We start from the raw sequence: 25,086 nt of genomic DNA on the forward strand, positions 1-25,086 counted from the left end.
CGGCTGGCCCGGAACGCCGCACAACTTCGTCGCAGTGACCAATTACAAAATTGATCAGAGTCTCGACACCATCGACAATCAGCTCGACGCCTTGGTCGCGAATCCGGTCGCAGGCAGTCCGGCGCGGTGGGTTCCCGATCTCATCGGCATACTGCACCTTTTCGTCACCTCGGCGATCCCCGGCTATTCGTTCAGTGACACCCTCAACGCGTGGGGCGACTTCCTGAACCGGGTAGTGCCGCCGTTCACCATCGACTCAGCGGCGAGCACCTTCGGCATCATCACGCCGTACAAGATCATGGCTGCAGCCGTCGCCGGGACGGCGACGGTCTTCACGGACATGCTGAACGGCACCTATGACCCGGCCCAGATCGAGATTGACGTCATCAAGACGACCACCGGGGCGACCGTCACCAGGTCTGACCTCAGTGACTCCACCAGTCTGGACACCAAGATCGCCGCTTCGGTAGCCCTCGGCGGTGGCGTGTACAGCAGCCCGGCAGAGGCGTGGAATACGGTGTTGCCGACTTGGACTGCCGCCCAGGTGAATCCGTTCACGATCGTGACCTACGTGGTGCTGGTCGCCTTGTACAAGCGGTTCCAGGAGATGGCCGCCCTACAGACCTTTACGGTCGGTACTCAGTACAACTCCGGAACCCCTTACACCCTCGGGTTGACCCCCGAGACGGCTTCCGAGTACGCGAACGGATCGTTCAGTGCGGTCGATGAGAACGGGAACTCGGTGAGCTTCGCGCCCGCGGACGGGAACACGTACACGTCGGCGTGGGGGGGATTGGTCACGATCAACACCTACGGCGGTGGATACACGTACACCAACACGCTTCCCGGCGTGGCCTTCTTCGCGGCGGGCGCGGCCGGTCAGTCCGACACGGTGAGCATTCCGGTGACGTCCGTGGACGGTGCTCCCTACACGCTGACCTTCCAGATCAAGATCCTCACTGTTGCGAACACTCCGTCGCCCGGGGACAGCACTTTCACCACGAGCACCACCTACAACTCCGGCTATCCGTCGACCATCGATTTGGGCAGCGTGGGAACGCGTTCGGAGTACGCGTACGGCACGTTTCATGCGGTCGATCAGAATGGCGTCGCGGCGAGCTTCTCGCCGGCGTCCGGGAACACCTACACATCGGCCTGGGGTGCCCTGGTCACGATCAACAGTGCGACCGGCGGTTTCTCGTACACCCAGACAACTCCCGGTGCCGCGTACTTCCACGCGGGAACCTCGGCCAACCCGTACGACACCGTCCAGGTGACCGTACAGGGGGCCGACGGCAAGAACTACCTGGTCACCGAGAAGATTCAGATCGTCGGAGGGGTGAACAGCGCCCCAACCGTGTCCAGCACTGTCGGCAGCGCGGACACGCTGGGCGTGGTGCGCGGCACCGTCAACGGTAGTGACTCCGACGGCGATACCCTCACGTACTCCCTGGTGGGTTCGTCGGTCAACGGACTGAGCGGCAACTCCGCCTACACCAAAAACGGCGCCAACAACGGCGGCATCGTCACGCTCAACTCGACGACCGGCGCCTTCACCTACGCATCGACGTCGACAGCCGGCGCCTCCCAGAGCTTCCAGGTGCAGGTCGCCGACGGCCACGGTGGCAATACCGTCACGACGGTTACGGTGCCCAACACCAGCTCGATCACTCCGTCCAACGTCAACACCTCCACGCCGAACGTCGTCACCGGCTCGGTGCCGGCCCCGACCGCGGACACCGGAATGTTCACCTACAGTCTGGGCACCGCCCCGACGAAGGGAACGGTGACGTTCAACTCGACCACCGGCGCCTTCACTTACACGCGCAACTCGGGTCTGGGGCACACCGGTGGGCTTGCCGACTCGTTCACCGTGATCGCCACCGACGCCAACGGCCGCGCGGTCACCCTGACCGTGCCCGTCACTCCGACTGTCACCAACACCGCGCCCACATTGACGCTCACCAACGCCCCGACCGTGGGGTCGTTGTCCGGGTCCACGAACGACACTGGCTCAGCTACGTCGACGCAGACCAGCACCGGGAAGTTCACGGCAACCGACGCGGACGGCGACACGCTGACGTACAGCGCGACCACCGGCTCCCAGGGCGGCACGCTCACGTTCAACTCGGACGGCAGCTTCACCTACACCGGGACCCTGTCAAACACAGTCCGTCACGCGGCCGCCAAGATCGGTGCCACTTCCGCGGGCATGAATGACACATTCACCGTCACGGTCAGCGACGGCTATGGCGGCACTGCCAACTACACACTCAGTGTGCCGATCTACGCGATCAATAGCGCGCCCGTGATAACCGGCTTCGGCGGGATTACCTGCGCCTTCTACGCCTGCACGGTGGGCACGATGACGATCAGCGATCCCGATGGCGACAGCATTCCCAACACGAAGATAACCGCCGGGACAGGTGCTGGGTACACCCTCGCCACCGGATCTGTCACTGTCTGGGGCTCCGGCACGACCACCATCTCGTGGAGCGCCGGCGGCACGTTCGGTACTACAGCGACTGCCAACACCTTCACCGTTTACGACGGCTACTACACCGTCACCAACGGTGTGGTCAACGTCGGCACCCCGTCGAAGTTCTGGGCGCAATGGGCCGCCGGCTCGGGCACCAGGACCACCGGCAACTGACACCGATGCTTTGCGTCTGAGCTGATCGGCTACAGCCCCGCGAGTTGGGGCAGTGTGGCGTGGGCGATCAGGAAATAGATGATCAGCCCGGTGCCGTCGACGATCGTGGCGATCATCGGCCCCGACACCACCGCCGGATCCACCCGGCACTTCTTGAGCAACGGCGGCAGCACCGAGGCCACGAGCGATGCCCACAGCACGATTGCGGCGACCGTCAACGACACCGTGACGGTGACTTCCGGCCCGACCCCCAGCGTCCATGCGCGGATGATGGCGGCTGCGGCCATCGTCGCGGCGATGAGGAAGCCTGTCGACATTTCTTTGGCCAGGATTCGCGGCAGATCACGCAGGCGTACCTGGCCGGTTCCCATGGCACGCACAAGCGTCGTGGTGATCTGGGTCCCGGTGTTGCCGCCCGTGCCGATCAGCAGTGGGATGAAGAAAGCCAAGGCGACGACGGCTTCCATCTCGTCCTCGAACGCGCGCAACACCGTGCCGGTGTACGCTTCGGCGGCGAACAGTACGAGTAGCCACACAATGCGCTTGCGCCACAGCCGAAATGGTGATGCGCGAAGGTACGGGACCTCGAGTGGTTCGGAGCCGCCCTGGCGTTCGGCGGCCCTGGTCGCCTCGGTGTCGATGATGTCGGCCGCCGCGTCGGCCGTGAGCACACCGAGCAGCCGGCGCTGGTCGTCGATGACGGGCAGCGCCGCGAGGTCGTAGTCGACCAGCGACTGGGCGGCCTGCTCGGCGTCGACCAGAGGACGGACCCAGACGGGGTCCTGGCTGCTCAGTTCCGCGATCGGCTGGTCTGGGTGAGCCAGCACCAGATCCTGGAAATCCAGAAAGCCGATCAGGCGGCGTTCGGCGTCGGTCACGTAGATCAGTGCACCGTGCCGGGCCCTGCCCCGCACCTGGGCGCTCTGGGTGCGGACCAACTCCTCCGCCTCGGCGGCTGTGATCGAGTCCGGGATGGTGAACACGTCGGGAAGCATGTGCGCGGCAACCGAGGTCGGCGGCCACCGCAGCACCTCGCGCAGGACCTCCGCCTGTGGACCACCGATCTGGTCCAGCAACGTGTCACGGGTCGAATTACTCAGCCGCCGAAGGATTTCGGCGGCTTCGTCGGTTTCGATGGCCTTCATCCAGCGGGCCGCTTGCGCGGTGTCCGCTGCACCGACGATGCGGGTCGCCAGGTCGGTGTCGATCGAGCCGAGCAGTTCGGGGCCCGTCGTGGCATCGAGCAGCGACACGAAGCTGGTCAGCCTCGCCCGGGACATGGCGCCGACTTGGCGGCTCCGCTCGACGGATCCCGCCGAGCGTAGCCATGCGTCGACCGCCTCGGGGGAGTCCAATTGGGCGGCCCGCACCGGCAGAACACCGAGCACGCCGACATCGAGACCGGGACTCTTCATCACACTCCTCAGCGTTGGGATCTTGTTCGGAGGTATAAGACCGCACATCCGGCTGGTGGAAGCCGTCGAGGCGGCGGTGCGCACCCAGAGTTCATCTGCAATTCACCCCCTGAGTCCGTCCTGTCACGTACGTCACACCGCGTGGCTGGCCTGCAGATATTCACCATCGGGGTTGGCGGGAGAGGGCGGACTGGGCCGCTGAACAGGACAGGCAATAGTCGCCGGTCTGGGGTGGTTCATACTGTCTACAGCAGCATCACGCGAGAAATGGGCAGGCAGCAAGGATGACGAGGCTGGACACCGTCGAACGGGCGGTCGCCGATATCGCCGCGGGCAAGGCCGTCGTCGTCATCGATGACGAAGACCGCGAGAACGAGGGCGACCTCATCTTCGCCGCCGAGAAGGCGACACCGGAACTGGTCGCGTTCATGGTCCGCTACACGTCCGGTTATTTGTGCGTCCCGCTGTCCGGCGAGATTTGCGACAAGCTCGGCCTGCTGCCGATGTACGCGGTCAACCAGGATAAGCACGGCACCGCTTACACCATCACCGTCGACGCCAAAGTTGGTGTGGGGACCGGGATTTCGGCCGCAGACCGGGCGACGACCATGCGCCTGCTGGCCGATCCGACCAGCGTTTCGGAGGATTTCACCAAGCCCGGCCACGTTGTTCCGTTGCGCGCCAAGGATGGTGGCGTGCTGCGCCGGCCCGGCCATACCGAGGCCGCCGTCGACCTGGCTCGGCTGGCTGGCCTGCAACCCGCCGGTGCCATCTGCGAGATCGTCAGTCAGAAAGACGACGGCTCGATGGCGCAGACCGACGAGCTGCGGGTTTTCGCCGACGAACACGACCTGGCCCTGATCTCGATCGCCGACCTCATCGAGTGGCGCCGCAAGCATGAGAAGCACATCGAGCGGATCGCCGAAGCGCGGATCCCGACGCGGCACGGGGAATTCCGGGCGGTCGGCTACTCCAGCATCTACGAAGAGGTGGAGCACGTCGCACTGGTCAGGGGCGATATCGCCGGGCCGGAGAACGACGGCCACGACGTCCTCGTGCGGGTGCACTCAGAATGTCTGACCGGCGATGTGTTCGGCTCGCGGCGCTGTGACTGCGGTCCGCAGCTGGATGCCGCGCTGGCGATGGTGGCCCGGGAGGGCCGCGGCATCGTTCTCTACATGCGCGGCCACGAAGGTCGCGGCATCGGCCTGATGCACAAGCTGCAGGCCTATCAGCTGCAGGACGCCGGCGCCGACACCGTCGACGCCAACCTTGAGCTCGGGCTGCCCGCCGACGCCCGCGACTACGGGATCGGCGCCCAGATTCTGGTGGATCTGGGGGTGCGCTCGATGCGGCTGCTGACCAACAACCCGGCCAAGCGGGTGGGTCTGGACGGCTACGGGCTGCACATCATCGAGCGGGTTCCGCTGCCGGTGCGAGCCAACGCCGAGAACATCCGCTACCTGATGACCAAGCGTGACCGGATGGGTCACGACCTGACCGGACTCGACGACTTCGACGAGGTCGTGCCGGGCGATCTCGGGGGAGCGCTGTGAGGGTGAGGGCCGGGCGCGACGCTTGCGGAGCGGGTCAATGAGCGGAGGAGCGGGCGTCCCGGATTTCCCGGAGATGGACGCCTCGGACGTGTCGTTGGCGATCGTTGCCAGCACCTGGCACTCGAAAATCTGTAACGCGCTGCTCGACGGCGCCCGTCGAGTGGCCGAGGATTCCGGGGTGCCGAGTCCGACGGTCGTCCGGGTGCTCGGTGCCATCGAAATCCCGGTCGTAGCACAGGAACTCGCCCGTACCCATGACGCGGTTGTCGCGCTTGGTGTCGTGATCCGTGGTCAGACACCACATTTCGACTATGTCTGCGACGCCGTCACCCAGGGTTTGACCCGGGTCTCGCTGGATGCCTCGACGCCGGTGGCGAACGGAGTGCTCACCACCAACGACGAGGAGCAGGCGCTCGACCGCGCCGGGCTACCCGGTTCGGCCGAGGACAAGGGCGCCCAAGCCGCCGCCGCCGCGCTGTCGACCGCACTGACGCTGCGCCACCTACGCAGGGCATGACCACGGCGAACAGCGACTGGGATGTGGTGCTGCGGCCCCGCCGGACGCCGTACGTCGCCTACATCGTGGCCTTCGTCATCGCCACGGCCGGCATCGTGGTCGGTTTCCTGCTCAAGATTCGCTACACCGGGGCCTTCATCCAGACCGCCGATCAGGTGTCGATGGCTGTCCTCGGGGTGATTCTGGCTGCCGCGATCCTGCTGCTGGCGACCCCGCGGGTGCGGGTCGGCCCGGCCGGTGTCGGGGTGCGAAACATCCTGACCGAGCGGGTTGTCCCGTGGAGCGATGTGGTCGGTGTGTCGTTCCCGCAGGGCGCCCGGTGGGCCCGGTTGGACCTGGCTGACTACGAGTACGTCCCGGTATTGGCCGTCCAGGCGATCGACGGTGACCGCGCGGTGGCGGCGATGGACACCCTGCGCACGCTGCTCACCAAGTACCGGCCCGACATCACCGGATCGTGAGTCTCATCACCACTTCGCCCGCGGCGCCGCCGGTGGGCACTTCGGTGAATCCGAGGCCCTCGTACACCGTGCGCGCCGCGGTGTTGTCGGGGGCCATGCGCAGTGTCGCGGTGCGCACCCCGCGCCGGCGCGCCCAGTCCAGCGCCGCGACCACCAGGCGGCGGCCAAACCCGCGCCCGCGCGCCACGGGGTCGACCCACAGTGAGTACACGTAGGCCGTCTCAGTGCTCTCCTGGTAGGCGGCGACCATGCCGACGGGCCGACCGGCCAGGACCACCACGAACTGGGCGTGATCGCGCAGCCGCCTGCGCCAGTCGGCGGCGGTGAAGCGCGCCTCGACAAGGTATTGCTGGTCCGCTGCGCCGAACGTGTCGGTGAGTGCCCGCAGTCGAAGTTCGGCGAACTGCTCCCAGTCCGACTCGGTGAGGCGGGTGATCCGCGTCATGGGCACGCCGTCGACGGTAATGCTTGTGGCCGGCCAGTCGGACGCGCCGACTAACCTGGGAGCGTGCCCGATCCCGCCACGTACCGCCCGGCGCCCGGGTCGATTCCAGTCGAGCCGGGGGTCTATCGATTCCGGGATCCGCACGGCCGAGTGATCTACGTCGGCAAGGCCAAGAGCCTGCGTAGCCGGCTGACGTCGTACTTCCAGGACATCTCCGCCCTGCACCCGCGCACTCGTCAGATGGTGACCACGGCGGCCAAAGTCGAGTGGACGGTGGTCAACACCGAGGTCGAGGCGCTGCAGCTGGAATACAACTGGATCAAGGAGTTCGACCCGCGGTTCAACGTCCGATACCGCGACGACAAGTCCTATCCGGTGCTGGCCGTCACGCTCAACGAGGAGTACCCGCGGCTGTTCGTCTACCGCGGGCCGCGGCGTAAGGGCGTCCGCTACTTCGGCCCGTACTCGCATGCCTGGGCCATCCGGGAAACCCTCGACCTGCTGACCCGGGTGTTTCCCGCCCGCACCTGCTCGGCCGGAGTGTTCAAGCGGCACAGCCAAATCGAACGTCCGTGCTTGCTGGGCTACATCGATAAATGCTCGGCACCGTGCGTCGGCCGGGTCAGCGCCGAAGAGCACCGCAAGATCGTCATGGATTTCTGCGACTTCCTGTCCGGCAAGACCGACCGCTTTGCCCGCGAACTGGAACACCAGATGAACGCGGCGTCGGCCGAGCTCGAATTCGAACGGGCCGCCCGGCTGCGCGACGATATCGCCGCACTCAAGCGTGCGCTGGAGAAGCAGGCCGTCGTGCTCGGCGACGGCACCGACGCCGACGTCGTCGCGTTCGCCGACGATGACCTGGAGGCCGCCGTTCAGGTCTTCCATGTCCGCGGTGGCCGGGTGCGTGGCCAGCGCGGCTGGGTGGTCGAAAAGCCCGGAGATCCAGGCGATTCCGCAGAGGCCCAGCTGGTCGAGCAGTTCCTCACTCAGTTCTACGGTGAGCAGGCCGAATTGGGCGGCGCCGCAGACGAAGCCACCAACCCGGTGCCGCGCGAGGTGCTGGTGCCGTGCCTGCCGCCCAACGCCGACGAGCTAGGCGATTGGCTTTCGGGGTTGCGCGGCTCGCGGGTTGTGCTGCGGGTGCCGCAGCGCGGCGACAAGAAGGCACTTGCCGAGACGGTGCACCGCAATGCCCAGGAGGCGCTGCAGCAGCACAAGCTCAAGCGCGCTGGCGACTTCACCGCCAGATCGGCTGCGCTGCAGAATATTCAGGAATCCCTGGGACTGGCCGATGCGCCGTTGCGCATCGAGTGCGTCGACATCAGCCACGTCCAGGGCACCGATGTGGTGGCCTCCCTGGTGGTGTTCGAGGATGGCCTGCCGCGCAAGTCGGACTATCGGCATTTCGCGATCCGCGAGGCCGCCGGCCAGGGCCGTTCCGACGACGTGGCCTCGATCGCGGAGGTGACCCGCCGCCGCTTCACCCGTCACGTCCAGGAGCAGCAGCGGCCCATTGAGGAATTCTCTGCTCGCTTCGATGTCGCCGGCCCGGCGGCTCCGCAGCTCGATGTCGCCGGCCCAGCGGCTCCGCCAGGCAAGTCCCGCAAGTTCGCCTACCCGCCCAACCTTTACGTCGTCGACGGGGGTGCCCCTCAGGTCAATGCCGCCCAGGCGGTGCTCGACGACCTCGGTGTCACCGATGTCGCCGTCATCGGTTTGGCCAAACGCCTCGAGGAGGTGTGGGTGCCCATGGAAACAGATCCGGTCATTCTGCCCAGGAACAGTGAGGGCCTCTACTTGCTGCAGCGGGTCCGCGACGAAGCCCATCGCTTCGCGATCACCTACCACCGCAGCAAGCGGTCCAAGCGAATGACGGCCTCGGCGCTGGACGCGGTACCCGGGCTCGGGGACATCAGGCGCAAGGCGCTGGTGACCCACTTCGGGTCGCTGGCCAGGCTGCGGCAGGCCAGTGTCGAGGAGATCACCTCGGTGCCGGGGATCGGGGCCGCGACCGCCGCCGCGGTGCTGGAAGCGCTAGGCGTGACTGTGGATTCGGTGGGATCGGCTGCGCAGGGCGACGCCGTCAGTGAAGATCAGTCTGCTGAACAGGCGACGCGATGACAGAAAACAGCACAGGCGAACACATGCACACCGGAGCGACCGGTGAAGAATCGGGTATCGATGTGGTGTTGGTGACAGGCCTGTCAGGGGCCGGCCGGGGCACCGCGGCGAAGGTGCTCGAAGATCTCGGCTGGTATGTCGCCGACAACCTGCCGCCCGAACTCATCGCCCGGATGGTGGACTTCGGCCTCGCCGCCGGCTCGCGGATCACCCAGCTGGCGGTGGTGATGGACGTGCGGTCCCGGGGTTTCACCGGTGACCTGGACTGGGTGCGCAACGAGCTGGCGACCCGCGACATCCACCCGCGCGTGCTGTTCATGGAGGCCTCCGACGACATCCTGGTGCGCCGGTACGAGAACAATCGGCGCAGTCATCCGCTGCAGGGAAACCAGACCCTGGCGGAGGGCCTTGCCGCGGAGCGGACGATGCTGGCCCCGGTGCGGGCATCGGCGGATCTGGTCATCGACACCTCGACTCTGTCGGTGCGCGCCTTGCGGGAGAGCATCGAGCGGGCCTTTGGTGGGGAAGCTGTCGCGCAGACCAGCGTGACCGTCGAGTCGTTCGGCTTCAAGTACGGCCTGCCGATGGACGCCGATATGGTGATGGACGTCCGCTTCCTGCCCAATCCGCACTGGGTCGACGAGCTCCGGCCGCACACCGGCCAGCATCCTGCGGTTCGTGATTACGTCCTGGGCCAACCTGGTGCCGCGGAGTTTCTGCAGACCTACCATCAGCTGCTGAGGCTCGTCGTTGACGGCTACAGCAGGGAAGGGAAGCGATACATGACCGTGGCCATCGGCTGCACCGGCGGCAAGCACCGCAGTGTCGCCATGGCCGAAGCGCTCGCCGGACTGCTGGAGCACAACGAGCAACTGTCCGTGCGCGTGCTGCACCGGGATCTGGGTCGCGAATGAGTCGTATCGTCGCCCTCGGTGGTGGACACGGATTGTATGCGACGCTATCGGCGGCGCGCCGCCTCACGCCCCATATCACTGCGGTGGTGACCGTCGCCGACGATGGCGGATCGTCGGGACGGTTGCGCAGTGAGCTCGACATTGTGCCCCCGGGTGATCTGCGAATGGCATTGGCCGCCTTGGCTTCTGACAGTCCGCACGGTCGGCTATGGGCGACCATCCTGCAGCACCGGTTCGGTGGCAGCGGCGCGTTGGCCGGGCACCCGATCGGCAACCTGTTGCTCGCGGGGCTCAATGAGGTGCTGGCCGATCCGGTGGCCGCGCTCGACGAACTGGGCCGGATCCTGGGCGTCATGGGCAGGGTCCTGCCGATGTGCCCGATCGCCCTGCAGATCGAAGCCGACGTGTCGGGTCTGGACGGCGACCCGAGGATGAGCCGGGTGATCCGCGGTCAGGTGGCGGTGGCCACCACCCCGGGCAAGGTGCGTCGGGTGCGTCTGCTGCCCGGCGATCCGCCGGCGACCCGCCAGGCGATCGATGCCATCATGACCGCCGATCTGGTGGTGTTAGGCCCGGGTTCCTGGTTCACCAGTGTGATCCCGCACGTGCTGGTGCCGGAACTGGCGGCCGCGCTGAAAGCCACCACCGCGAGCCGCGCCCTGGTGCTGAACCTGGCCGCCGAGCCGGGGGAGACTGCCGGCTTCTCCGCCGAGCGTCACTTGCACGTTCTGGCCCAGCATGCGCCGGGATTCGTCGTCGACGAGATAATAGTGGACGCCGCTCGTGTCCCGTCTGACCGGGAGCGTGACCAACTTCGGCGCACCGCAAGCCAGCTGGAAGCTTCAGTTCGGTTTGCTGACGTCTCAAGACCTGGTACACCTTTACATGACCCGGCGAAGCTGGCTGCAGCGCTTGACGGTGTGCGTAGTCGGAATACGATTCCCGCGGCATCTTCCCTCCCGTCTGCTGCGTCCATGCCAGCTGGAGGGACTCGACAGGGGGATGGGGTGCAGGGAACTGCTGGCAACGGACCGAGAGGTGACGACCCGTGGCGATGACTGCTGAGGTGAAGGACGAACTCAGCCGGTTGGCCGTCAATTCTGTGACTGCCCGCCGCGCCGAGGTGGCCTCGCTGTTGCGCTTCGCCGGCGGCTTGCACATCGTGTCGGGCCGAGTGGTCGTCGAGGCCGAAGTGGACCTGGGCATCATCGCCCGGCGGCTGCGCAAGGACATCTACGACCTCTACGGCTACAACGCGGTGGTGCACGTTCTGTCGGCCAGCGGCATCCGCAAGAGCACCCGATATCTGGTGCGGGTCGCCAAGGACGGTGAAGCGCTGGCCCGGCAGACCGGCCTTCTGGACATGCGTGGCCGGCCGGTGCGGGGGTTACCCGCCCAGGTGGTCGGCGGCAGCGTCGGCGACGCCGAGGCGGCCTGGCGCGGTGCGTTCCTGGCGCACGGCTCGCTGACCGAGCCCGGGCGGTCCTCAGCGCTCGAAGTCAGTTGTCCCGGACCGGAAGCCGCGCTGGCCCTGGTTGGCGCGGCCCGTCGGCTCGGGGTGAGCGCGAAGGCGCGTGAGGTGCGGGGGACCGACCGGGTTGTGGTGCGCGACGGCGAGGCCATCGGTGCGCTGCTGACCCGGATGGGCGCTCAGGACACCCGGCTGACGTGGGAGGAACGGCGGATGCGCCGCGAGGTGCGGGCCACGGCCAACCGGCTGGCCAACTTCGACGACGCGAATCTGCGCCGCTCAGCCCGCGCCGCGGTGGCGGCCGCGGCCCGCGTCGAACGGGCATTGGAAATCCTGGCTGACACCGTGCCCGACCACCTGGCCGCCGCGGGCAAGCTGCGGGTCGAACATCGTCAGGCCTCCCTGGAGGAGCTGGGCCGACTGGCCGACCCGCCGATGACCAAAGATGCTGTGGCCGGGCGTATTCGGCGACTCTTGTCGATGGCCGACCGCAAGGCTAAGCAGGATGGCATCCCCGACACCGAGTCGGCCGTTACCCCTGATCTGCTGGAAGACGCTTAGATACGTAGGCCTTGAGTTCGGCGGACAGCGCGTCGGCGGCCAGCAGCTGGGGCAACAGGCTGGGATCCGACATCTTGGCGCGATAGACCAGGTTGATCGTCACGTCGTGGTCGGGCCGGTGCTCGATGTCGATCATGTCGCCGGCCCGTACGGTTCCCGGCGAGATAACCCGCAGATAGGCGCCGGGTTTGCCGGCCTCGGTGAACGTCTTGATCCAGCCGTCGATGTCCAGGAACTTAGCGAAGGTCCGGCATGGGGTGCGGGGAGCCGAGACTTCGAGCAGCAGTCCAGCCGTGCCAACCCGCCAGCGGTCGCCGATGCGCGCTCCTGTGACGTCGATGCCCGTGGTGGTGAGGTTCTCCCCGAACATCCCGTTGGCCAGCGGGCGCGACAGCCGGCCTTCCCACTCGTCGAGGTCCTCGCGGGCATAGGCGTAGACGGCTTGGTCGTCACCGCCGTGTAGTTTCTGGTTGCCGATGGTGTCACCAACCAGACCGCTGCCCAGGCCCTCGCGCATCGGGCCCGGCGCACGAACCAGCACTGCTTGCGTGGTGCTTGCCTTGTCGATGCCCGTCGGTTTCGGCGCCTTCGCATCCGGGTTCGTCCGCGCGCAAGCCGACAGATTGACCGACAAAACACGTGCCATCACAACAGGGTAATGGCGATGCGGCATTCGAACCGGCTGACGCCGGCCGTGATCGTCGCCGCACGCAACGACGCCACCGCGTAACCGGACACCCTGGCGCTGCTGCTCGACCAGAGCGCCCCGCCGAAATGCTCTGTGGGAATCATGGTTTCGCAGCTCGTCCGGACGGCCTACCCGGACGTGGTCTTGGCCGTCGACGCTGGCACCGTGCCGGATTGCGGGTGATCGGTGCAGTGCGCCAACCTTTTTCGCGTGAACCACAACTGGTCGCCGTGACCGGCGGGTGGATGGGAGTCGATTGCCCGCAGGTGATCTCCGGGCTAGCGTTGCGCCATGTCCGGTGGTGAACTGCTGCGCGTCGGTGCGGCTTTTCCGGACCCGCCCTTCAACGACGTGAAGCAGTCAGGGCTGGACATCGAGCTCATGACGGCCATCGGCGAGCAGCTCGGCGCCGAGGTGCGGTTCGTCGGCTATGAGGGCCGCGACTTCAACGGCATCTTCGATGCGCTGGACTCCGGCGACTTCGACTGCGTCGCCTCGGGCACCACCATCACCGGTTCGCGCGCGTTGAAGGCAGCGTTCTGCGACCCTTACCTGATCTCTGGTCAGGCACTGGCTGTCGACGCCACTCGGCTGCCTGACGTCAAGTCGATCGATGACCTCGACGGCCTGACGATCGGCGTGCAGCAGGGCAACACCAGCCAGCCGATCGCCAACCGGCTGCTAGCCGACGGCAAGATCGCCCGGGTCCGGGTCTACGACTACGGCAATATCCGCAGCGCGCTGCGCGATCTGACCACGGGCCGCTGTGACGCGTTCATGAAACTGGACCCGGTGCTCAGCCGGCTGGCCGACGCGGCGCCCGGCGTCACGGTCGTTCAGCGCGGCATCACCACTGAGAAGATTGCGATCGCGGTGTCAACGACGGCCACCGCGCTACTGGGCCGGATCAACGTCGCCCAGGCCACGCTCGAGCGGGACGGCACGCTGCCCGCACTCCGAGAACGCTGGACCGGCTCGCCCCGCGCGGACCAGAGCGGGCCCCAGATCGAGTGACCCTCCGGGCGGTCGCGCACGCTGGTGAGCACGCTATTAGGCTGGGCACGGGTACTGAGAAGCTACTAGAGGAGACAACGTGACCATCCGGGTTGGCGTTAACGGTTTCGGCCGCATCGGACGCAACTTCTACCGGGCCCTGGCGACCCAGCAGGCCCTGGGCAAGGCCAAGGACATCGAGATCGTGGCCGTCAACGACCTCACCGACAACGCCACCCTCGCGCACCTGCTCAAGTTCGACTCGATCCTGGGCCGTCTGGCCGACGATGTCAGCCTCGAGGGTGAGGACACGATCGTGATCGGCAACACCAAGATCAAGGCGCTGGAGGTCAAAGAAGGACCGGCCGCGCTGCCTTGGGGTGATCTCGGTGTCGATGTGGTGGTCGAATCGACCGGCATCTTCACCAAGCGGGAGAAGGCCCAGGGCCACCTCGACGCGGGCGCCAAGAAGGTCATCATCTCCGCTCCCGCCAGCGATGAGGACATCACCATCGTGCTGGGCGTCAACGACGACAAGTACGACGGCAGCCAGAACATCATCTCCAACGCGTCGTGCACCACGAACTGCCTTGGCCCGCTGGCCAAGGTCCTCAACGACGAGTTCGGCATCGTCAAGGGCCTGATGACCACGATCCACGCGTACACCCAGGATCAGAACCTGCAGGACGGTCCGCACAGCGACCTGCGCCGGGCCCGTGCCGCCGCGCTGAACATCGTGCCCACCTCGACCGGTGCCGCCAAGGCCATCGGCCTGGTGCTGCCCGAGCTCAAGGGCAAGCTGGACGGCTACGCACTTCGAGTGCCGATCCCCACCGGCTCGGTCACCGACCTGACCGCACAGCTGAGCAAGAAGGCGACCGCCGCGGAGATCAACGCCGCGATGAAGGCCGCCGCCGATGGGCCGCTCAAGGGCATCCTCAAGTACTACGACGCGCCGATCGTGTCGAGCGATATCGTCACCGATCCGCACAGCTCGATCTTCGACTCGGGCCTGACCAAGGTCATCGACGATCAGGCCAAGGTCGTGTCCTGGTACGACAACGAGTGGGGCTACTCCAACCGTCTGGTGGACCTGGTCGCGCTGGTCGGCAAGTCGCTGTAAGCGATGGCCGTCAAGACTCTCGCTGACCTGCTGGCCGAGGGTGTTGAGGGTCGGGGTGTTCTTGTTCGCTCCGACCTCAATGTCCCGCTCGACGATTCGGGCGCCATCACCGATCCCGGACGGATCATCGCGTCGGTTCCCACGCTGAAGGCACTGGCCGACGCCGGGGCCAAGGTCGTGGTGACCGCTCACCTGGGCCGCCCGAAGGGCGGAGCCGACCCGAAGTTCTCGCTGGCGCCGGTCGCCGCCGCGCTCGGCGAGAAGCTGGGCCGGCACGTTCAGCTGGCCGGTGATGTGGTCGGCACCGACGCGCTGGCTCGTGCCGAGGGGCTGACCGACGGCGATGTCCTGCTGCTGGAGAACATCCGGTTCGATCCGCGTGAGACTAGCAAGGACGACGCCGAGCGGCTGGCGCTGGCCAAGGCGCTGGTCGAATTGGTAGGGGATGACGGCGCTTTCGTGTCTGACGGCTTTGGGGTGGTGCACCGCAAGCAGGCCTCGGTGTACGACGTGGCCACGCTGCTGCCGCACTACGCCGGCACGCTGGTGGCGACCGAGGTCAAGGTCCTCGAGCAGCTGACCAGCTCCAGCGAGCGGCCCTATGCCGTCGTGTTGGGCGGCTCCAAGGTGTCGGACAAGCTGGCGGTGATCGAGAACCTCGCCACCAAGGCGGACAGCATCGTTATCGGCGGTGGCATGTGCTTCACCTTCCTTGCCGCGCAAGGGGTTTCGGTGGGCACCTCGCTGCTGCAGGAGGAGATGATCGACACCTGCCGGCAGCTGCTGGAGACCTACGGTGATGTCATCCACCTGCCGGTGGACATCGTCGTCACCGAGAAGTTCGCGGCTGATTCCGCGCCGGAAACCGTTTGGGCTGACCAGATCCCGGCCGACAAGATGGGTCTGGACATCGGGCCTGAGTCGGTGAAGCGGTTCACCACGCTGCTGTCCAATGCGCGCACCATCTTCTGGAACGGCCCGATGGGGGTCTTCGAGTTTCCGGCGTTCGCGGCGGGCACCAAGGGGGTGGCCGAGGCCATCGTCGCCGCCACCGCGAAGGGCGCGTTCAGTGTTGTCGGCGGTGGCGATTCGGCCGCCGCGGTGCGTCAGCTGGGGCTGCCGGACGACGGTTTCTCGCACATTTCCACCGGCGGCGGTGCTTCGCTGGAATACCTTGAGGGCAAAGCTCTGCCCGGCATTGATGTTCTGAATTAGGAGTCTTGTGTCCCGTAAACCGCTGATCGCGGGCAACTGGAAGATGAACCTCAACCACTTCGAGGCCATCGCGCTCGTCCAGAAGATCGCGTTCTCGTTGCCCGACAAGTACTTCGACAAGGTCGACGTCACGGTCATCCCACCGTTCACCGATCTGCGCAGTGTGCAGACCCTGGTAGACGGTGACAAGCTGCGGCTGACCTACGGCGGACAGGATCTGTCCCAGCACGATTCGGGCGCCTACACCGGTGATATCAGTGGTGCGTTCCTGGCCAAGCTGGGCTGCACGTTCGTGGTGGTCGGCCACTCTGAGCGGCGTACCTATCACCACGAGGACGATGCGGTGGTCGCCGCGAAGGCGGCTGCGGCGTTCCGGCACGGGCTGAGGCCGATCGTCTGCATCGGCGAGCAACTCGAGGTGCGGGAGGCCGGCGACCACGTCGAGTTCAACGTGAATTCGCTGCGCGGCTCGCTGGCTGGGCTGACCAACGAGCAGCTGACCGACGTGGTGATCGCCTACGAGCCGGTGTGGGCCATCGGTACCGGTCGGGTGGCCAGTGCCGCCGACGCCCAGGAGGTTTGTGGCGCCATCCGCAAGGAAATTGGGGCGCTGGCCTCCGCTGAGATCGCCGCCGGCGTCCGGGTGCTCTACGGCGGCTCGGTGAACGCCAAGAATGTGGGTGAGCTGATCGCACAGAAGGACGTCGATGGCGCCTTGGTCGGCGGTGCTTCGCTGGACGGCGAGCAGTTCGCGACGCTGTCGGCGATCGCTGCAGGCGGGCCCCTTCCCTGACCCAAACCAAGTCAGCGCTCTAGAGCAGGTATTCTGGGCGCCATGGTTTTGACCCTGCAGATCATCCTGGTTGTCACCAGCGTGCTGGTGGTGTTGCTGGTGCTGCTGCACCGCGCCAAGGGTGGTGGTCTGTCGACGCTGTTCGGCGGCGGTGTGCAGTCGAGCCTGTCCGGGTCGACCGTGGTGGAGAAGAACCTCGACCGCCTGACGCTGTTCGTCACCGGTATCTGGGTGGTGTCCATCGTCGGCATGGCCCTGCAGATCAAGTACAGCTGAGAAGTCAGGGCGTGACGTGTCAGGGCGTGAAAACGACCCGCTGACCGTTCTCCGGCTGCTGCCACACCTGTTCCACGTCCGAGAGCGGGACGGCTCGTGCCTGCGTCCGCAGGGTGCCGTTCGAGATTGCGACCGCGAGCTGCGGTAATTCGGCCAGGATGTCGGCCACCGGCACTGAGCCGATGCCGCTGCCGACAATCTGCAGCGGCATCGACCGTAGCGCCGCCGAGGGGATATCGGCTTGGGCGCCGGCCATCGAACCGATCTGAACCCAGGCCAGCGGTTGGGCCGAGTCATGGCGGCCGCGTGCGAAGCCGGCCATCAGCTCAGCAGCGGGCGCGCCCCAGAGGTAGTCGATCACGATGTCCACGCCCATCACCCGGTCGTGGTGTGCGGCAAGCTCGTCCAGCGCGATGACATCGTCGGCGCCCAGACCCGCAAGCGTGTCCAGCTGCTGGCGATCCCGGCCTATGCCGATCACCGCGCCCGCACCCAGATGCTTGGCGGTCTGGACGGCCAACCGGCCGGCGCTGCCGGTGGCGCCCAGGACGACGACGGTCTGCCCGGGGTGCAGGCTGACGCGGCGGCGCAACGCCACCCACGATGACATCGCAGGATTCATCGCCGCGGCGATCGCGACGGGGTCGACGTCGTCCGGCAGGACGATGCTGCGGCGCAGGTCGACGACTGTCCGTTCGGCCATCGCGCCCAAGGCCGTGGCCACCACGAAGTAGCGCAGGCTGCCGTCGGGTGCGCGGCCAACCCCGTCGATACCGGGGACCAGCGGCAGTTCGCCGGTGCTGGTGTAGTGCGTTCCGGCGGCGCGCGACCGTACGAGCGGGTGCAGACCCGCCGCGACGACGTCGACGACGACCTCGTTGTCGGTGGTCGGGTGCGGCTCCGGGATCTCGTGATAGGCCGGCGGGTGAGCGAAATCTGTGACGACAGCGGCGTGCATGACATCTCTCCGATTAGGTGGTATTACGAACTAATTAGATGGTAATACGAACTAATTGGTTACGCTATGGACATGTCGGGTGAGGACCACGTGGTCAGTGATCTGATCGATGGCCTGGCGCAGGCGTCGTTCACGGTGATTGCGCTGCTGACCCGTACCGCCGCCGCGCACGACGTGTCGCTGACGCAGCTGAGGGCCCTGGCGATCCTGCGTGACCGGGAACCCACGATGGCCGAGCTGGCCGGCTATCTGGGCCTGGAGCGGTCGTCGGTGAGCGGGTTGATGGACCGAGCGGCGCGCCGCGGACTGGTGCACCGAACCGTCAGCAGCACGGACGGCCGCGCCGTCCACGTCGGCCTGACCGCTGCCGGGCAGCGACTGGCCGCACAGGTGGCCGGCGAGGTGGCGGAGCTATTGGCACCGATGACCAGTCGCCTGTCCGCTGCCGAGCAGAAGCGCTTGTCGGCGTTGCTCTTCGTCATGCTGGATCAGCCGGACGGGAACCAGCGGCCCTGGTAAACCGTGCCCAGTACCGGGATTTGGTCGAGTCGCAGCGGATCGACCGCAAAGGGGTCGTCGGCCAGGATGGTGAAGTTGGCGAGTTTTCCCGGGGTGATGCTGCCGAGCTCGTGCTCCAGCCGCCACGAGTAGGCGGCTTCGATCGTGACGGCGCGCAGGGCGTCGTGCACCGAGATCCGTTGATCGGGAGCGGCGATCCGGCCGCTGGCTGTCCGCCGGTTGACGGCGCACCAGGCCAGGGTCAGCGGTGCGGCCGGCCCCATCGGAAGGTCGGAATGCAGCGACAGCGGTATGCCCCGGCTCAACACCGAGGCGGCTCGCACCATGTTGTCGGCGCGTTCGGCGCCCAGCCCGTGAGCGGTGTACTGGTCGGCGAATCCGACCGGGTAATACGAATTGGCCGACACGATGCAGCCGAGCTCGGCGATGCGATCCACTTGTGCCTCGGTTGAGTTGGCGAAGTGCACGATCACTGTGCGGTGGTCTGTGCGCGGGTGGGCGGCCATGCACTCCGCGATGGTGTCGAGCACCAGATCCAGTCCGGCATCACCGTTGACGTGTATGTGCAGCTGCCAGTCGGCGTTCCAGTAGACCTTCGCGAAGGCCCGGAAGGCGTCGGGCTGCATCATCCACTCGCCGTGGTGGCACAGGTCGGGATGTCCGGACTCGTCGAGGTAGGGATCACGCATCTGCATCAGCTGGCTGATGATCGCGCCGTCGGCGAACAGTTTGACCTGCCGCGGGAGCAGCCGCACCTTGCCGGATGAGGCGTGCTCGACCTGCCGCTGCGCGTCGGCGACCGCATCGGCGGGGTCCATGCCGGCATCTGCTTGGCTGCGGGCATCGACGAGAAACGTTGATGTGAAAGGTGTCTCGTCGGAGCCGAGAATGTCCTGGTACAGCGACCACGGTTCGAGCGACCACATGATGCCCGGTTCGTTGATCGCGGTGACCCCGTTACGGTGCAGATACGCGACCAGCTGCCGCAACCCGGCAGTCAGCCGGTCGTGGCTCATGAACAGCGGAGAAAGCTTGGGCAGCAACAGATTCATGCCGGTTTCCCACCAATGGCCGTCGGCGAGATTCACCATCGTGCTGGCGGTCCCGCCGCCGGCGAGGTCCGCGGCGGTGATGCCGAGCCGGTCGATCGCGGCGGAGTTCAGATACCACTCGTGACAGGACCGCTGCCACACCGCGATCGGCCGCGTCGTGCTGATCGCGTCGAGGGTGCCCCGGTTCAGCGGTCCGTGCCAGAGCTGGTGATAGCCCCAGGAGAACAGCCACTCGTGGGGATCGGAAAGCTGTTGTGCGGCAACACTGAGCCGGTGCCGGTATTCCGCACTGGAGTGCGCGGCAGGATAGGTTTTGGTGGGCAGCCGCCAGTCCTCGATGGCGATCACCTCGGTCATCAGCGTGGTGGCCCCGAGCACTGGATGTAGGTGTTGATCGATAAGCCCCGCGCAGATGACCACGTCGGCGAAGGTGTCGTCGACCGCCCCGAGTGAGCGCAAGTCATCGGCATCGCCGACGGCGGTGATCCGGCCGTCCGCCACGGCGACAGCGGTGGCATCTTCGACATCGGGATCCATGGTGAGCACCCGGCGAGCGGTGAACACGGTGGTCGTCGGTGTGGTGGCCATCCTGCGATCCTGCCCGTCGTGCCGTGTGGCCGTCTGGTGGTCAGCCGGAATCATCGTCCACCTCGCCCAGTAGCCGCTCCGGATGGTGGGCGTCGTTGACGCGTGGGGGACCGGTGCCGTCACTCCAGGCGATTCGGCCGTCCTCGGTGACGGTGGTCGTGTACGTGCCCTCGGTGGCCATCATGTGGTCGCAACCGCAACCGAAGAACAGATTGTCGGCGTCGGTCGGGCCGCCCTGGCTCCACGGCAGCGCATGGTGGACCTCGGAGTGATAGCCCGGCTCGAAACAGTTCGGTTTCGTACAGCCGCGATCCCTGGCATAGCAGATGATCCGATGGTCAGCTGTTGCGAGGCGCTTGGCCCGGCCCAGGTAGAGCGGGCGCGCGGAGTGGTCCTCGAACACCACCAGATACTGGATCGATTCGCTGGCCATCCGGATGACGTCGCTCATCGGCAACCGGCCCCTTCCGCCGGTGCGCGCCCAGCCCGCCGCCTGCTCCAGTTCGCCCAGCGTCGTCGTCACGATCACCGTGACCGGCAGCCCGCGGTGCTGACCCAGGGCCCCGGATTCCACCGCGGCCTTCAGACCCTGCTTCAGCCCATCGTGGCAGCGCTGCTCGGGCGTGCGGGTATCTCGCCCGTCGGTGTTGTCGGGACGATGTCGCCCAGGCCGTTGCGCGGCCGTCACCGCCTCGAGGTAAGCGCGGCTCTCCGGATCGAGCCAGCCCGAGATCCTGCTCATCCCGTCCGGCCCCTGCCGGCCCAGCACCACTGCGCGGCGCTTGGCGCGATCCTCGTCGCTAAAGGTGCCATCGGGGTTGAGGCAGTCGGCGATCGTGAGGCCGATCGCGGCGACGAACGCCGAATCCTGCTGCCGGGCATGGCGAACCAGTGCCCGCTCGGCCCCCTCCCGATCGGCCGGTGTCACCGCGGACGGCAGCCGGTCGAGCGCCTTGCATACCGCCTCGATGTGGTCTTCGCCGACCTCGCCCGCCTCGACTGCGGCCGCCAGTACCGGTAGCTCGGGCGGCAGCGGCGGCCCGGTCAGCGACCGGCGGGCCCGTATGCGCGACGCCACCCGGAATCGTCGCTTCACCTCCCCGGCGGTCAAGCGCAACCGGCTGGCCAGCACGTCACGCACCTTGACCCCGGCCGGCATGGTCCCGCCGTCGACCGGCGCGGCGATCTCACCGAACATCCGATAGGACAGGCCCCGGTTCACCCGATGGTGACCCTCCAAGCGTTCTGCAATCTCGATACGGAACGCGTTGCCGGCCAGATCTGTGCAGATTGACCGTAACCGGCCATGAGCCGCATCGATGGCGTCGAGTTCGGCGCGGACCCGGTCGTGTACCGCCTGGGCGGTGAGGGGTTCACCCGTCATGAACCCACGGTATCGAACGGATGTTCGATTAAAGTATCGAAGCGGCCCGTCTGTGGATGAACCCGGGTCTGTGGACAACTCCACGCGCCCTCGGCCTGCAGCCCCCACCCGGCACCCGGATACTTGAGGGATGGCTGAAGTCTCGGACGTATCCCTGGAACCGATCGGCGCGGTCACCCGCACCAAGGTCGGGCGGGAGGCCACCGAACCGATGCGCGAGGACATCCGGCTGCTCGGGACGATCCTCGGCGACACCGTGCGTGAGCAGAACGGCGAAGAGGTGTTCGACCTCGTCGAGCGGGCCCGCGTCGAATCGTTCCGGGTGCGCCGATCCGAAATCGACCGAACCGAGCTGGCCCGGCTCTTTGACGGCATCGACATCCATCAGGCCATCCCGGTGATTCGCGCCTTCAGCCACTTCGCCCTGCTGGCCAACGTCGCCGAGGACATCCACCGCGAACGCCGCCGGGCCGTCCACGTCGCCGCAGGCGAACCACCGCAGAACAGCACCCTTGCCGCCACCTACGAAAAGCTGGACGCGGCGCAGTTGCAGCCCGAGACGGTCACCGACGCACTACGAGGTGCGTTGGTGTCGCCGGTGATCACCGCCCATCCGACCGAGACCCGGCGCCGTACCGTGTTCGACACCCAGCACCGCATCACCCAGCTGATGCGGGTGCGGCTGCGCGGGCAGGACGAAACCGACGACGGCCAGCCGGTCGAGACCGAACTCCGTCGGCAGATTCTGACGCTGTGGCAGACCGCACTGATCCGGTTGTCCCGGTTGAAGATTCAGGACGAGATCGAGGTCGGCCTGCGGTATTACCCGGCAGCGTTCTTCGAGGTGATCCCGAAGGTGAACGCCGAAGTGCGCGACGCGCTGCGGGCTCGCTGGCCCGATACCGAACTGCTGGCCGCGCCGATCCTGCGCCCTGGCTCGTGGATCGGCGGTGATCGCGACGGCAACCCGAATGTCACCGCCGAGGTGGTGCGACTGGCGACCGGTAGTGCCGCGTACACCGCGTTGGGGCACTATTTCGCCGAACTGACGCACCTCGAGCAGGAGCTGTCGATGTCCGCGCGGCTGGTGAAGACCACCGACGATCTGGTCGCACTGGCCGAACAATGCAACGAGCCGGCCCGAACCGACGAGCCCTATCGGCGGGCGCTGCGGGTGGTGCACGCCCGGCTCACTGCCACGGGCCAGGACATCCTGGACCGCACGCCGCAGCACACTCTCGATCTCGGCATGCCGCCCTATGCGACCCCGGCCGAGCTGCGGGCCGACCTCGATGTCATCGACGCCTCACTACGCGCCAACGGCAGCGCGCTGCTGGCCGACGATCGGCTGGCCCGGCTGCGGGATGCCGTGGAGGTCTTCGGCTTTCACCTCAGCAGCTTGGATATGCGGCAGAACTCCGAGGTGCACGAAGAGGTCATCGCCGAATTGCTCTCCTGGGCGGGCGTGCACGCCGATTACCCGTCGTTGTCCGAGCCGGAACGCGTCGAGCTGCTGGCGGGGGAGTTGGCCACCCGGCGCCCACTGGTCCGCGACGACTCCGAGCTGTCGGAGTTGGCCCGCAAGGAACTCGACATCGTCTTTGCCGCCGCTCGTGCCGTTAACGTGTTCGGCCCGGCGGCGGTGCCGAATTACATCATCTCGATGTGCCAGTCGGTCTCGGACATGCTGGAGGCCGCGATCCTGCTCAAAGAGGCTGGACTGCTGGATGTTTCGGGCGCAACAGTGGATGTTGCCGCCGGAGCGGCTCCGGAGGTCTACGCACCGGTAGGCATCGTGCCGCTCTTCGAGACGATCGACGACCTGCAGCGCGGTTCGGCCATCCTGGAATCGGTGCTGGATCTTCCGCTTTACCGGGCGATGGTGCACGCCCGTGGCGAGAGCCAGGAAGTCATGCTCGGCTACTCGGACTCCAATAAGGACGGCGGATACCTCGCCGCCAACTGGGCGCTGTATCGGGCCGAACTGGATCTGGTGGAGTCGGCCCGCAAGACCGGGATCCGGCTGCGGTTGTTCCACGGTCGCGGCGGAACCGTCGGCCGCGGTGGCGGTCCGAGCTACGACGCGATTCTGGCCCAGCCGCCGGGGGCAGTGAAGGGGTCGCTGCGGCTGACGGAACAGGGCGAGATCATCGCGGCCAAATACGCCGAGCCGCGCATCGCCCACCGAAACCTGGAGACGCTGCTGGCAGCGACGCTCGAGTCGACGCTGCTGGACACCGAAGGATTGGGGGATCTGGCCCAAAGCGCCTATGACGTGCTCGACGACCTCGCCGCCCGCGCGCAGCGTGCCTACGCCGAATTGGTCCACGAGACACCGGGTTTCGTCGAATACTTCAAGGCGTCCACCCCGGTCAGCGAGATCGGCTCGCTCAATATCGGCAGCCGGCCGACATCGCGCAAACCCACCACGTCGATCGCCGACCTGCGAGCCATCCCGTGGGTACTGGCCTGGAGTCAGTCGCGCGTCATGCTGCCCGGCTGGTATGGCACGGGCAGTGCGTTCGAGGAGTGGATCGCCGAAGGTGACGGCCGCCTCGAGGTACTGCAGGACCTCTACGTGAAGTGGCCGTTCTTCGCCACGGTGCTCTCGAACATGGCCCAGGTGCTGGCCAAGTCGGATTTGGGGCTGGCCGCTCGGTATTCCGAGCTCGTCGAGGACGAGGAGCTGCGGCACCGGGTATTCGACAAGATCGTCGCCGAACACGAGCGCACCATTCGCATGCACGAGCTCATCACGGGACACGACGATCTGCTCGCCGATAATCCGGCGCTGGCCCGCTCGGTGTTCAACCGGTTCCCATACCTGGAGCCGCTTAATCACTTACAGGTGGAGCTGTTGCGCCGCTATCGATCCGGCGACGAAGACGAGCTGGTGCAGCGCGGCATCCTGCTGACGATGAGCGGGTTGGCCTCGGCGCTCCGCAACAGCGGCTGAGCCTAGTTCAGCCAGGTGGCCCACGGGGTGTAGACCGGCGCGGGATCGGCGTAGGTGTCCGGCGCAACGACGATCTCGTTGTTCGGGTGCACACCGTAGGAGTCGGAGCCGGAGTAGTCGTTGTAGGTCCAGGTGTCGGCGCTGGCCGGGCCGGCCAACGTCAATGCCCCACCGAGGACGGCGGCGGTGATGGCGGGTGCGGCGAGGAATCCTGCGAGGCGGTTCTTCATGGTCATCATGCCGATAAATCTGCCCTAACCTGCGGCAACAGTGAATCGGGCGGTCGGTGTATTTTCGACGTCCCCCAATCGGTGGACGCGCGGGGAACCGGTGGCCTCGAACGAACGTCAAACCCGCTATGACGCAACCCGACTGCTCGCTGGAGAACACCGCTGAACTGATCGGTTCACTGCCGCTCGTCGCC

General features: G+C 66.6%; 23 protein-coding genes. 15 read left to right on the forward strand and 8 right to left on the reverse strand.

Annotation, left to right across the window (positions count from 1 at the left end):
* The first annotated feature begins 34 nt into the window (after positions 1–34).
* Complete coding sequence (locus G6N38_RS24155; protein ID WP_163750497.1) at positions 35–2,653, forward strand: beta strand repeat-containing protein; 2,619 nt, start codon at positions 35–37, stop codon at positions 2,651–2,653.
* Positions 2,654–2,682: 29 nt separating this feature from the next.
* Here the strand turns inward: G6N38_RS24155 and mgtE are convergent, their stop codons facing one another.
* Positions 2,683–4,068 (reverse strand): magnesium transporter, encoded by a 1,386-nt coding sequence (gene mgtE, locus G6N38_RS24160; RefSeq protein WP_163750498.1) that lies wholly within the window; start codon positions 4,066–4,068, stop codon positions 2,683–2,685.
* Positions 4,069–4,352: 284 nt separating this feature from the next.
* Here mgtE and G6N38_RS24165 point away from each other — a divergent pair, with 284 nt between their 5' ends.
* From G6N38_RS24165 to G6N38_RS24175, 3 genes are read left to right on the forward strand one after another with little or no spacing between them, the layout of a single operon-like run.
* Positions 4,353–5,624 carry a bifunctional 3,4-dihydroxy-2-butanone-4-phosphate synthase/GTP cyclohydrolase II gene (locus G6N38_RS24165; RefSeq protein WP_163750499.1) on the forward strand — a complete coding sequence of 424 codons (1,272 nt, stop codon included), beginning with the start codon at positions 4,353–4,355 and terminating at the stop codon, positions 5,622–5,624.
* Between the two features lie 37 nt (positions 5,625–5,661).
* On the forward strand, positions 5,662–6,141 hold the full coding sequence (gene ribH, locus G6N38_RS24170) for a 6,7-dimethyl-8-ribityllumazine synthase (protein WP_163750500.1): 480 nt from the start codon (positions 5,662–5,664) through the stop codon (positions 6,139–6,141).
* Positions 6,138–6,602, forward strand: coding sequence for a PH domain-containing protein (locus G6N38_RS24175; RefSeq protein ID WP_163750501.1), 465 nt, complete (start codon positions 6,138–6,140; stop codon positions 6,600–6,602). Before ribH ends, G6N38_RS24175 begins: the two co-directional genes overlap by 4 nt.
* On the opposite strand, the gene G6N38_RS24180 is transcribed toward G6N38_RS24175, so the two are convergent.
* Entirely contained in the window at positions 6,589–7,047 is a 459-nt protein-coding gene (locus tag G6N38_RS24180; protein WP_163752331.1) for a GNAT family N-acetyltransferase, read from the reverse strand. The two genes, G6N38_RS24175 and G6N38_RS24180, sit on opposite strands and share 14 nt — an antisense overlap.
* A gap of 63 nt (positions 7,048–7,110) precedes the next feature.
* On the opposite strand from G6N38_RS24180, the gene uvrC reads away from it, so the two are divergent.
* From uvrC to whiA, 4 genes are read left to right on the forward strand one after another with little or no spacing between them, the layout of a single operon-like run.
* Positions 7,111–9,171 carry an excinuclease ABC subunit UvrC gene (uvrC, locus tag G6N38_RS24185; RefSeq protein ID WP_163750502.1) on the forward strand — a complete coding sequence of 687 codons (2,061 nt, stop codon included), beginning with the start codon at positions 7,111–7,113 and terminating at the stop codon, positions 9,169–9,171.
* Entirely contained in the window at positions 9,168–10,085 is a 918-nt protein-coding gene (rapZ, locus tag G6N38_RS24190; RefSeq protein ID WP_163750503.1) for an RNase adapter RapZ, read from the forward strand. The genes uvrC and rapZ overlap by 4 nt, the downstream gene beginning before the upstream one ends.
* Complete coding sequence (gene yvcK / locus G6N38_RS24195; protein WP_163750504.1) at positions 10,082–11,143, forward strand: uridine diphosphate-N-acetylglucosamine-binding protein YvcK; 1,062 nt, start codon at positions 10,082–10,084, stop codon at positions 11,141–11,143. Before rapZ ends, yvcK begins: the two co-directional genes overlap by 4 nt.
* Complete coding sequence (gene whiA, locus G6N38_RS24200) at positions 11,140–12,117, forward strand: DNA-binding protein WhiA (RefSeq protein WP_163752333.1); 978 nt, start codon at positions 11,140–11,142, stop codon at positions 12,115–12,117. Before yvcK ends, whiA begins: the two co-directional genes overlap by 4 nt.
* Here the strand turns inward: whiA and G6N38_RS24205 are convergent.
* Together G6N38_RS24205 and G6N38_RS24210 are read right to left on the reverse strand one after the other, a co-directional pair.
* Positions 12,089–12,763, reverse strand: coding sequence for an MOSC domain-containing protein (locus G6N38_RS24205; RefSeq protein WP_163750505.1), 675 nt, complete (start codon positions 12,761–12,763; stop codon positions 12,089–12,091). The genes whiA and G6N38_RS24205 overlap by 29 nt on opposite strands.
* On the reverse strand, positions 12,763–12,909 hold the full coding sequence (locus tag G6N38_RS24210; RefSeq protein ID WP_163750506.1) for a hypothetical protein: 147 nt from the start codon (positions 12,907–12,909) through the stop codon (positions 12,763–12,765). The genes G6N38_RS24205 and G6N38_RS24210 overlap by 1 nt, the downstream gene beginning before the upstream one ends.
* Before the next feature lie 187 nt (positions 12,910–13,096).
* Here G6N38_RS24210 and G6N38_RS24215 point away from each other — a divergent pair, with 187 nt between their 5' ends.
* From G6N38_RS24215 to secG, 5 genes are all read left to right on the forward strand, one after another.
* A complete protein-coding gene (locus G6N38_RS24215; protein WP_163750507.1) occupies positions 13,097–13,819 on the forward strand; it encodes an ABC transporter substrate-binding protein in 723 nt (240 codons plus the stop codon).
* Between the two features lie 79 nt (positions 13,820–13,898).
* Positions 13,899–14,921, forward strand: a complete 1,023-nt coding sequence (gene gap / locus G6N38_RS24220; protein WP_163750508.1) for a type I glyceraldehyde-3-phosphate dehydrogenase — start codon at positions 13,899–13,901, stop codon at positions 14,919–14,921.
* A 3-nt stretch (positions 14,922–14,924) separates the two neighbouring features.
* Complete coding sequence (locus G6N38_RS24225) at positions 14,925–16,136, forward strand: phosphoglycerate kinase (RefSeq protein WP_163750509.1); 1,212 nt, start codon at positions 14,925–14,927, stop codon at positions 16,134–16,136.
* 7 nt (positions 16,137–16,143) lie between these two features.
* Positions 16,144–16,929 carry a triose-phosphate isomerase gene (gene tpiA / locus G6N38_RS24230; RefSeq protein ID WP_163750510.1) on the forward strand — a complete coding sequence of 262 codons (786 nt, stop codon included), beginning with the start codon at positions 16,144–16,146 and terminating at the stop codon, positions 16,927–16,929.
* Positions 16,930–16,971: 42 nt separating this feature from the next.
* Positions 16,972–17,205, forward strand: a complete 234-nt coding sequence (secG, locus tag G6N38_RS24235) for a preprotein translocase subunit SecG (protein ID WP_099251382.1) — start codon at positions 16,972–16,974, stop codon at positions 17,203–17,205.
* A gap of 19 nt (positions 17,206–17,224) precedes the next feature.
* On the opposite strand, the gene G6N38_RS24240 is transcribed toward secG, so the two are convergent.
* On the reverse strand, positions 17,225–18,163 hold the full coding sequence (locus G6N38_RS24240) for a quinone oxidoreductase family protein (protein ID WP_163750511.1): 939 nt from the start codon (positions 18,161–18,163) through the stop codon (positions 17,225–17,227).
* A 72-nt stretch (positions 18,164–18,235) separates the two neighbouring features.
* On the opposite strand from G6N38_RS24240, the gene G6N38_RS24245 reads away from it, so the two are divergent.
* Positions 18,236–18,682 carry a MarR family winged helix-turn-helix transcriptional regulator gene (locus G6N38_RS24245; protein ID WP_246227405.1) on the forward strand — a complete coding sequence of 149 codons (447 nt, stop codon included), beginning with the start codon at positions 18,236–18,238 and terminating at the stop codon, positions 18,680–18,682.
* Here G6N38_RS24245 and G6N38_RS24250 read toward each other — a convergent pair.
* The gene (locus tag G6N38_RS24250; RefSeq protein ID WP_197748102.1) at positions 18,652–20,322 is read right to left on the reverse strand and encodes an amidohydrolase; all 1,671 of its coding nucleotides are present in this window, start codon (positions 20,320–20,322) and stop codon (positions 18,652–18,654) included. The two genes, G6N38_RS24245 and G6N38_RS24250, sit on opposite strands and share 31 nt — an antisense overlap.
* A gap of 40 nt (positions 20,323–20,362) precedes the next feature.
* Positions 20,363–21,706 carry an HNH endonuclease signature motif containing protein gene (locus G6N38_RS24255; protein WP_163750513.1) on the reverse strand — a complete coding sequence of 448 codons (1,344 nt, stop codon included), beginning with the start codon at positions 21,704–21,706 and terminating at the stop codon, positions 20,363–20,365.
* Between the two features lie 130 nt (positions 21,707–21,836).
* On the opposite strand from G6N38_RS24255, the gene ppc reads away from it, so the two are divergent.
* Positions 21,837–24,662 (forward strand): phosphoenolpyruvate carboxylase, encoded by a 2,826-nt coding sequence (ppc, locus tag G6N38_RS24260; protein WP_163750514.1) that lies wholly within the window; start codon positions 21,837–21,839, stop codon positions 24,660–24,662.
* A 2-nt stretch (positions 24,663–24,664) separates the two neighbouring features.
* Here the strand turns inward: ppc and G6N38_RS24265 are convergent, their stop codons facing one another.
* The gene (locus tag G6N38_RS24265; protein ID WP_163750515.1) at positions 24,665–24,901 is read right to left on the reverse strand and encodes a hypothetical protein; all 237 of its coding nucleotides are present in this window, start codon (positions 24,899–24,901) and stop codon (positions 24,665–24,667) included.
* Between the last annotated feature and the right edge of the window lie 185 nt (positions 24,902–25,086).

Source organism: Mycolicibacterium helvum (assembly GCF_010731895.1).
Lineage (GTDB): Bacteria > Actinomycetota > Actinomycetes > Mycobacteriales > Mycobacteriaceae > Mycobacterium > Mycobacterium helvum.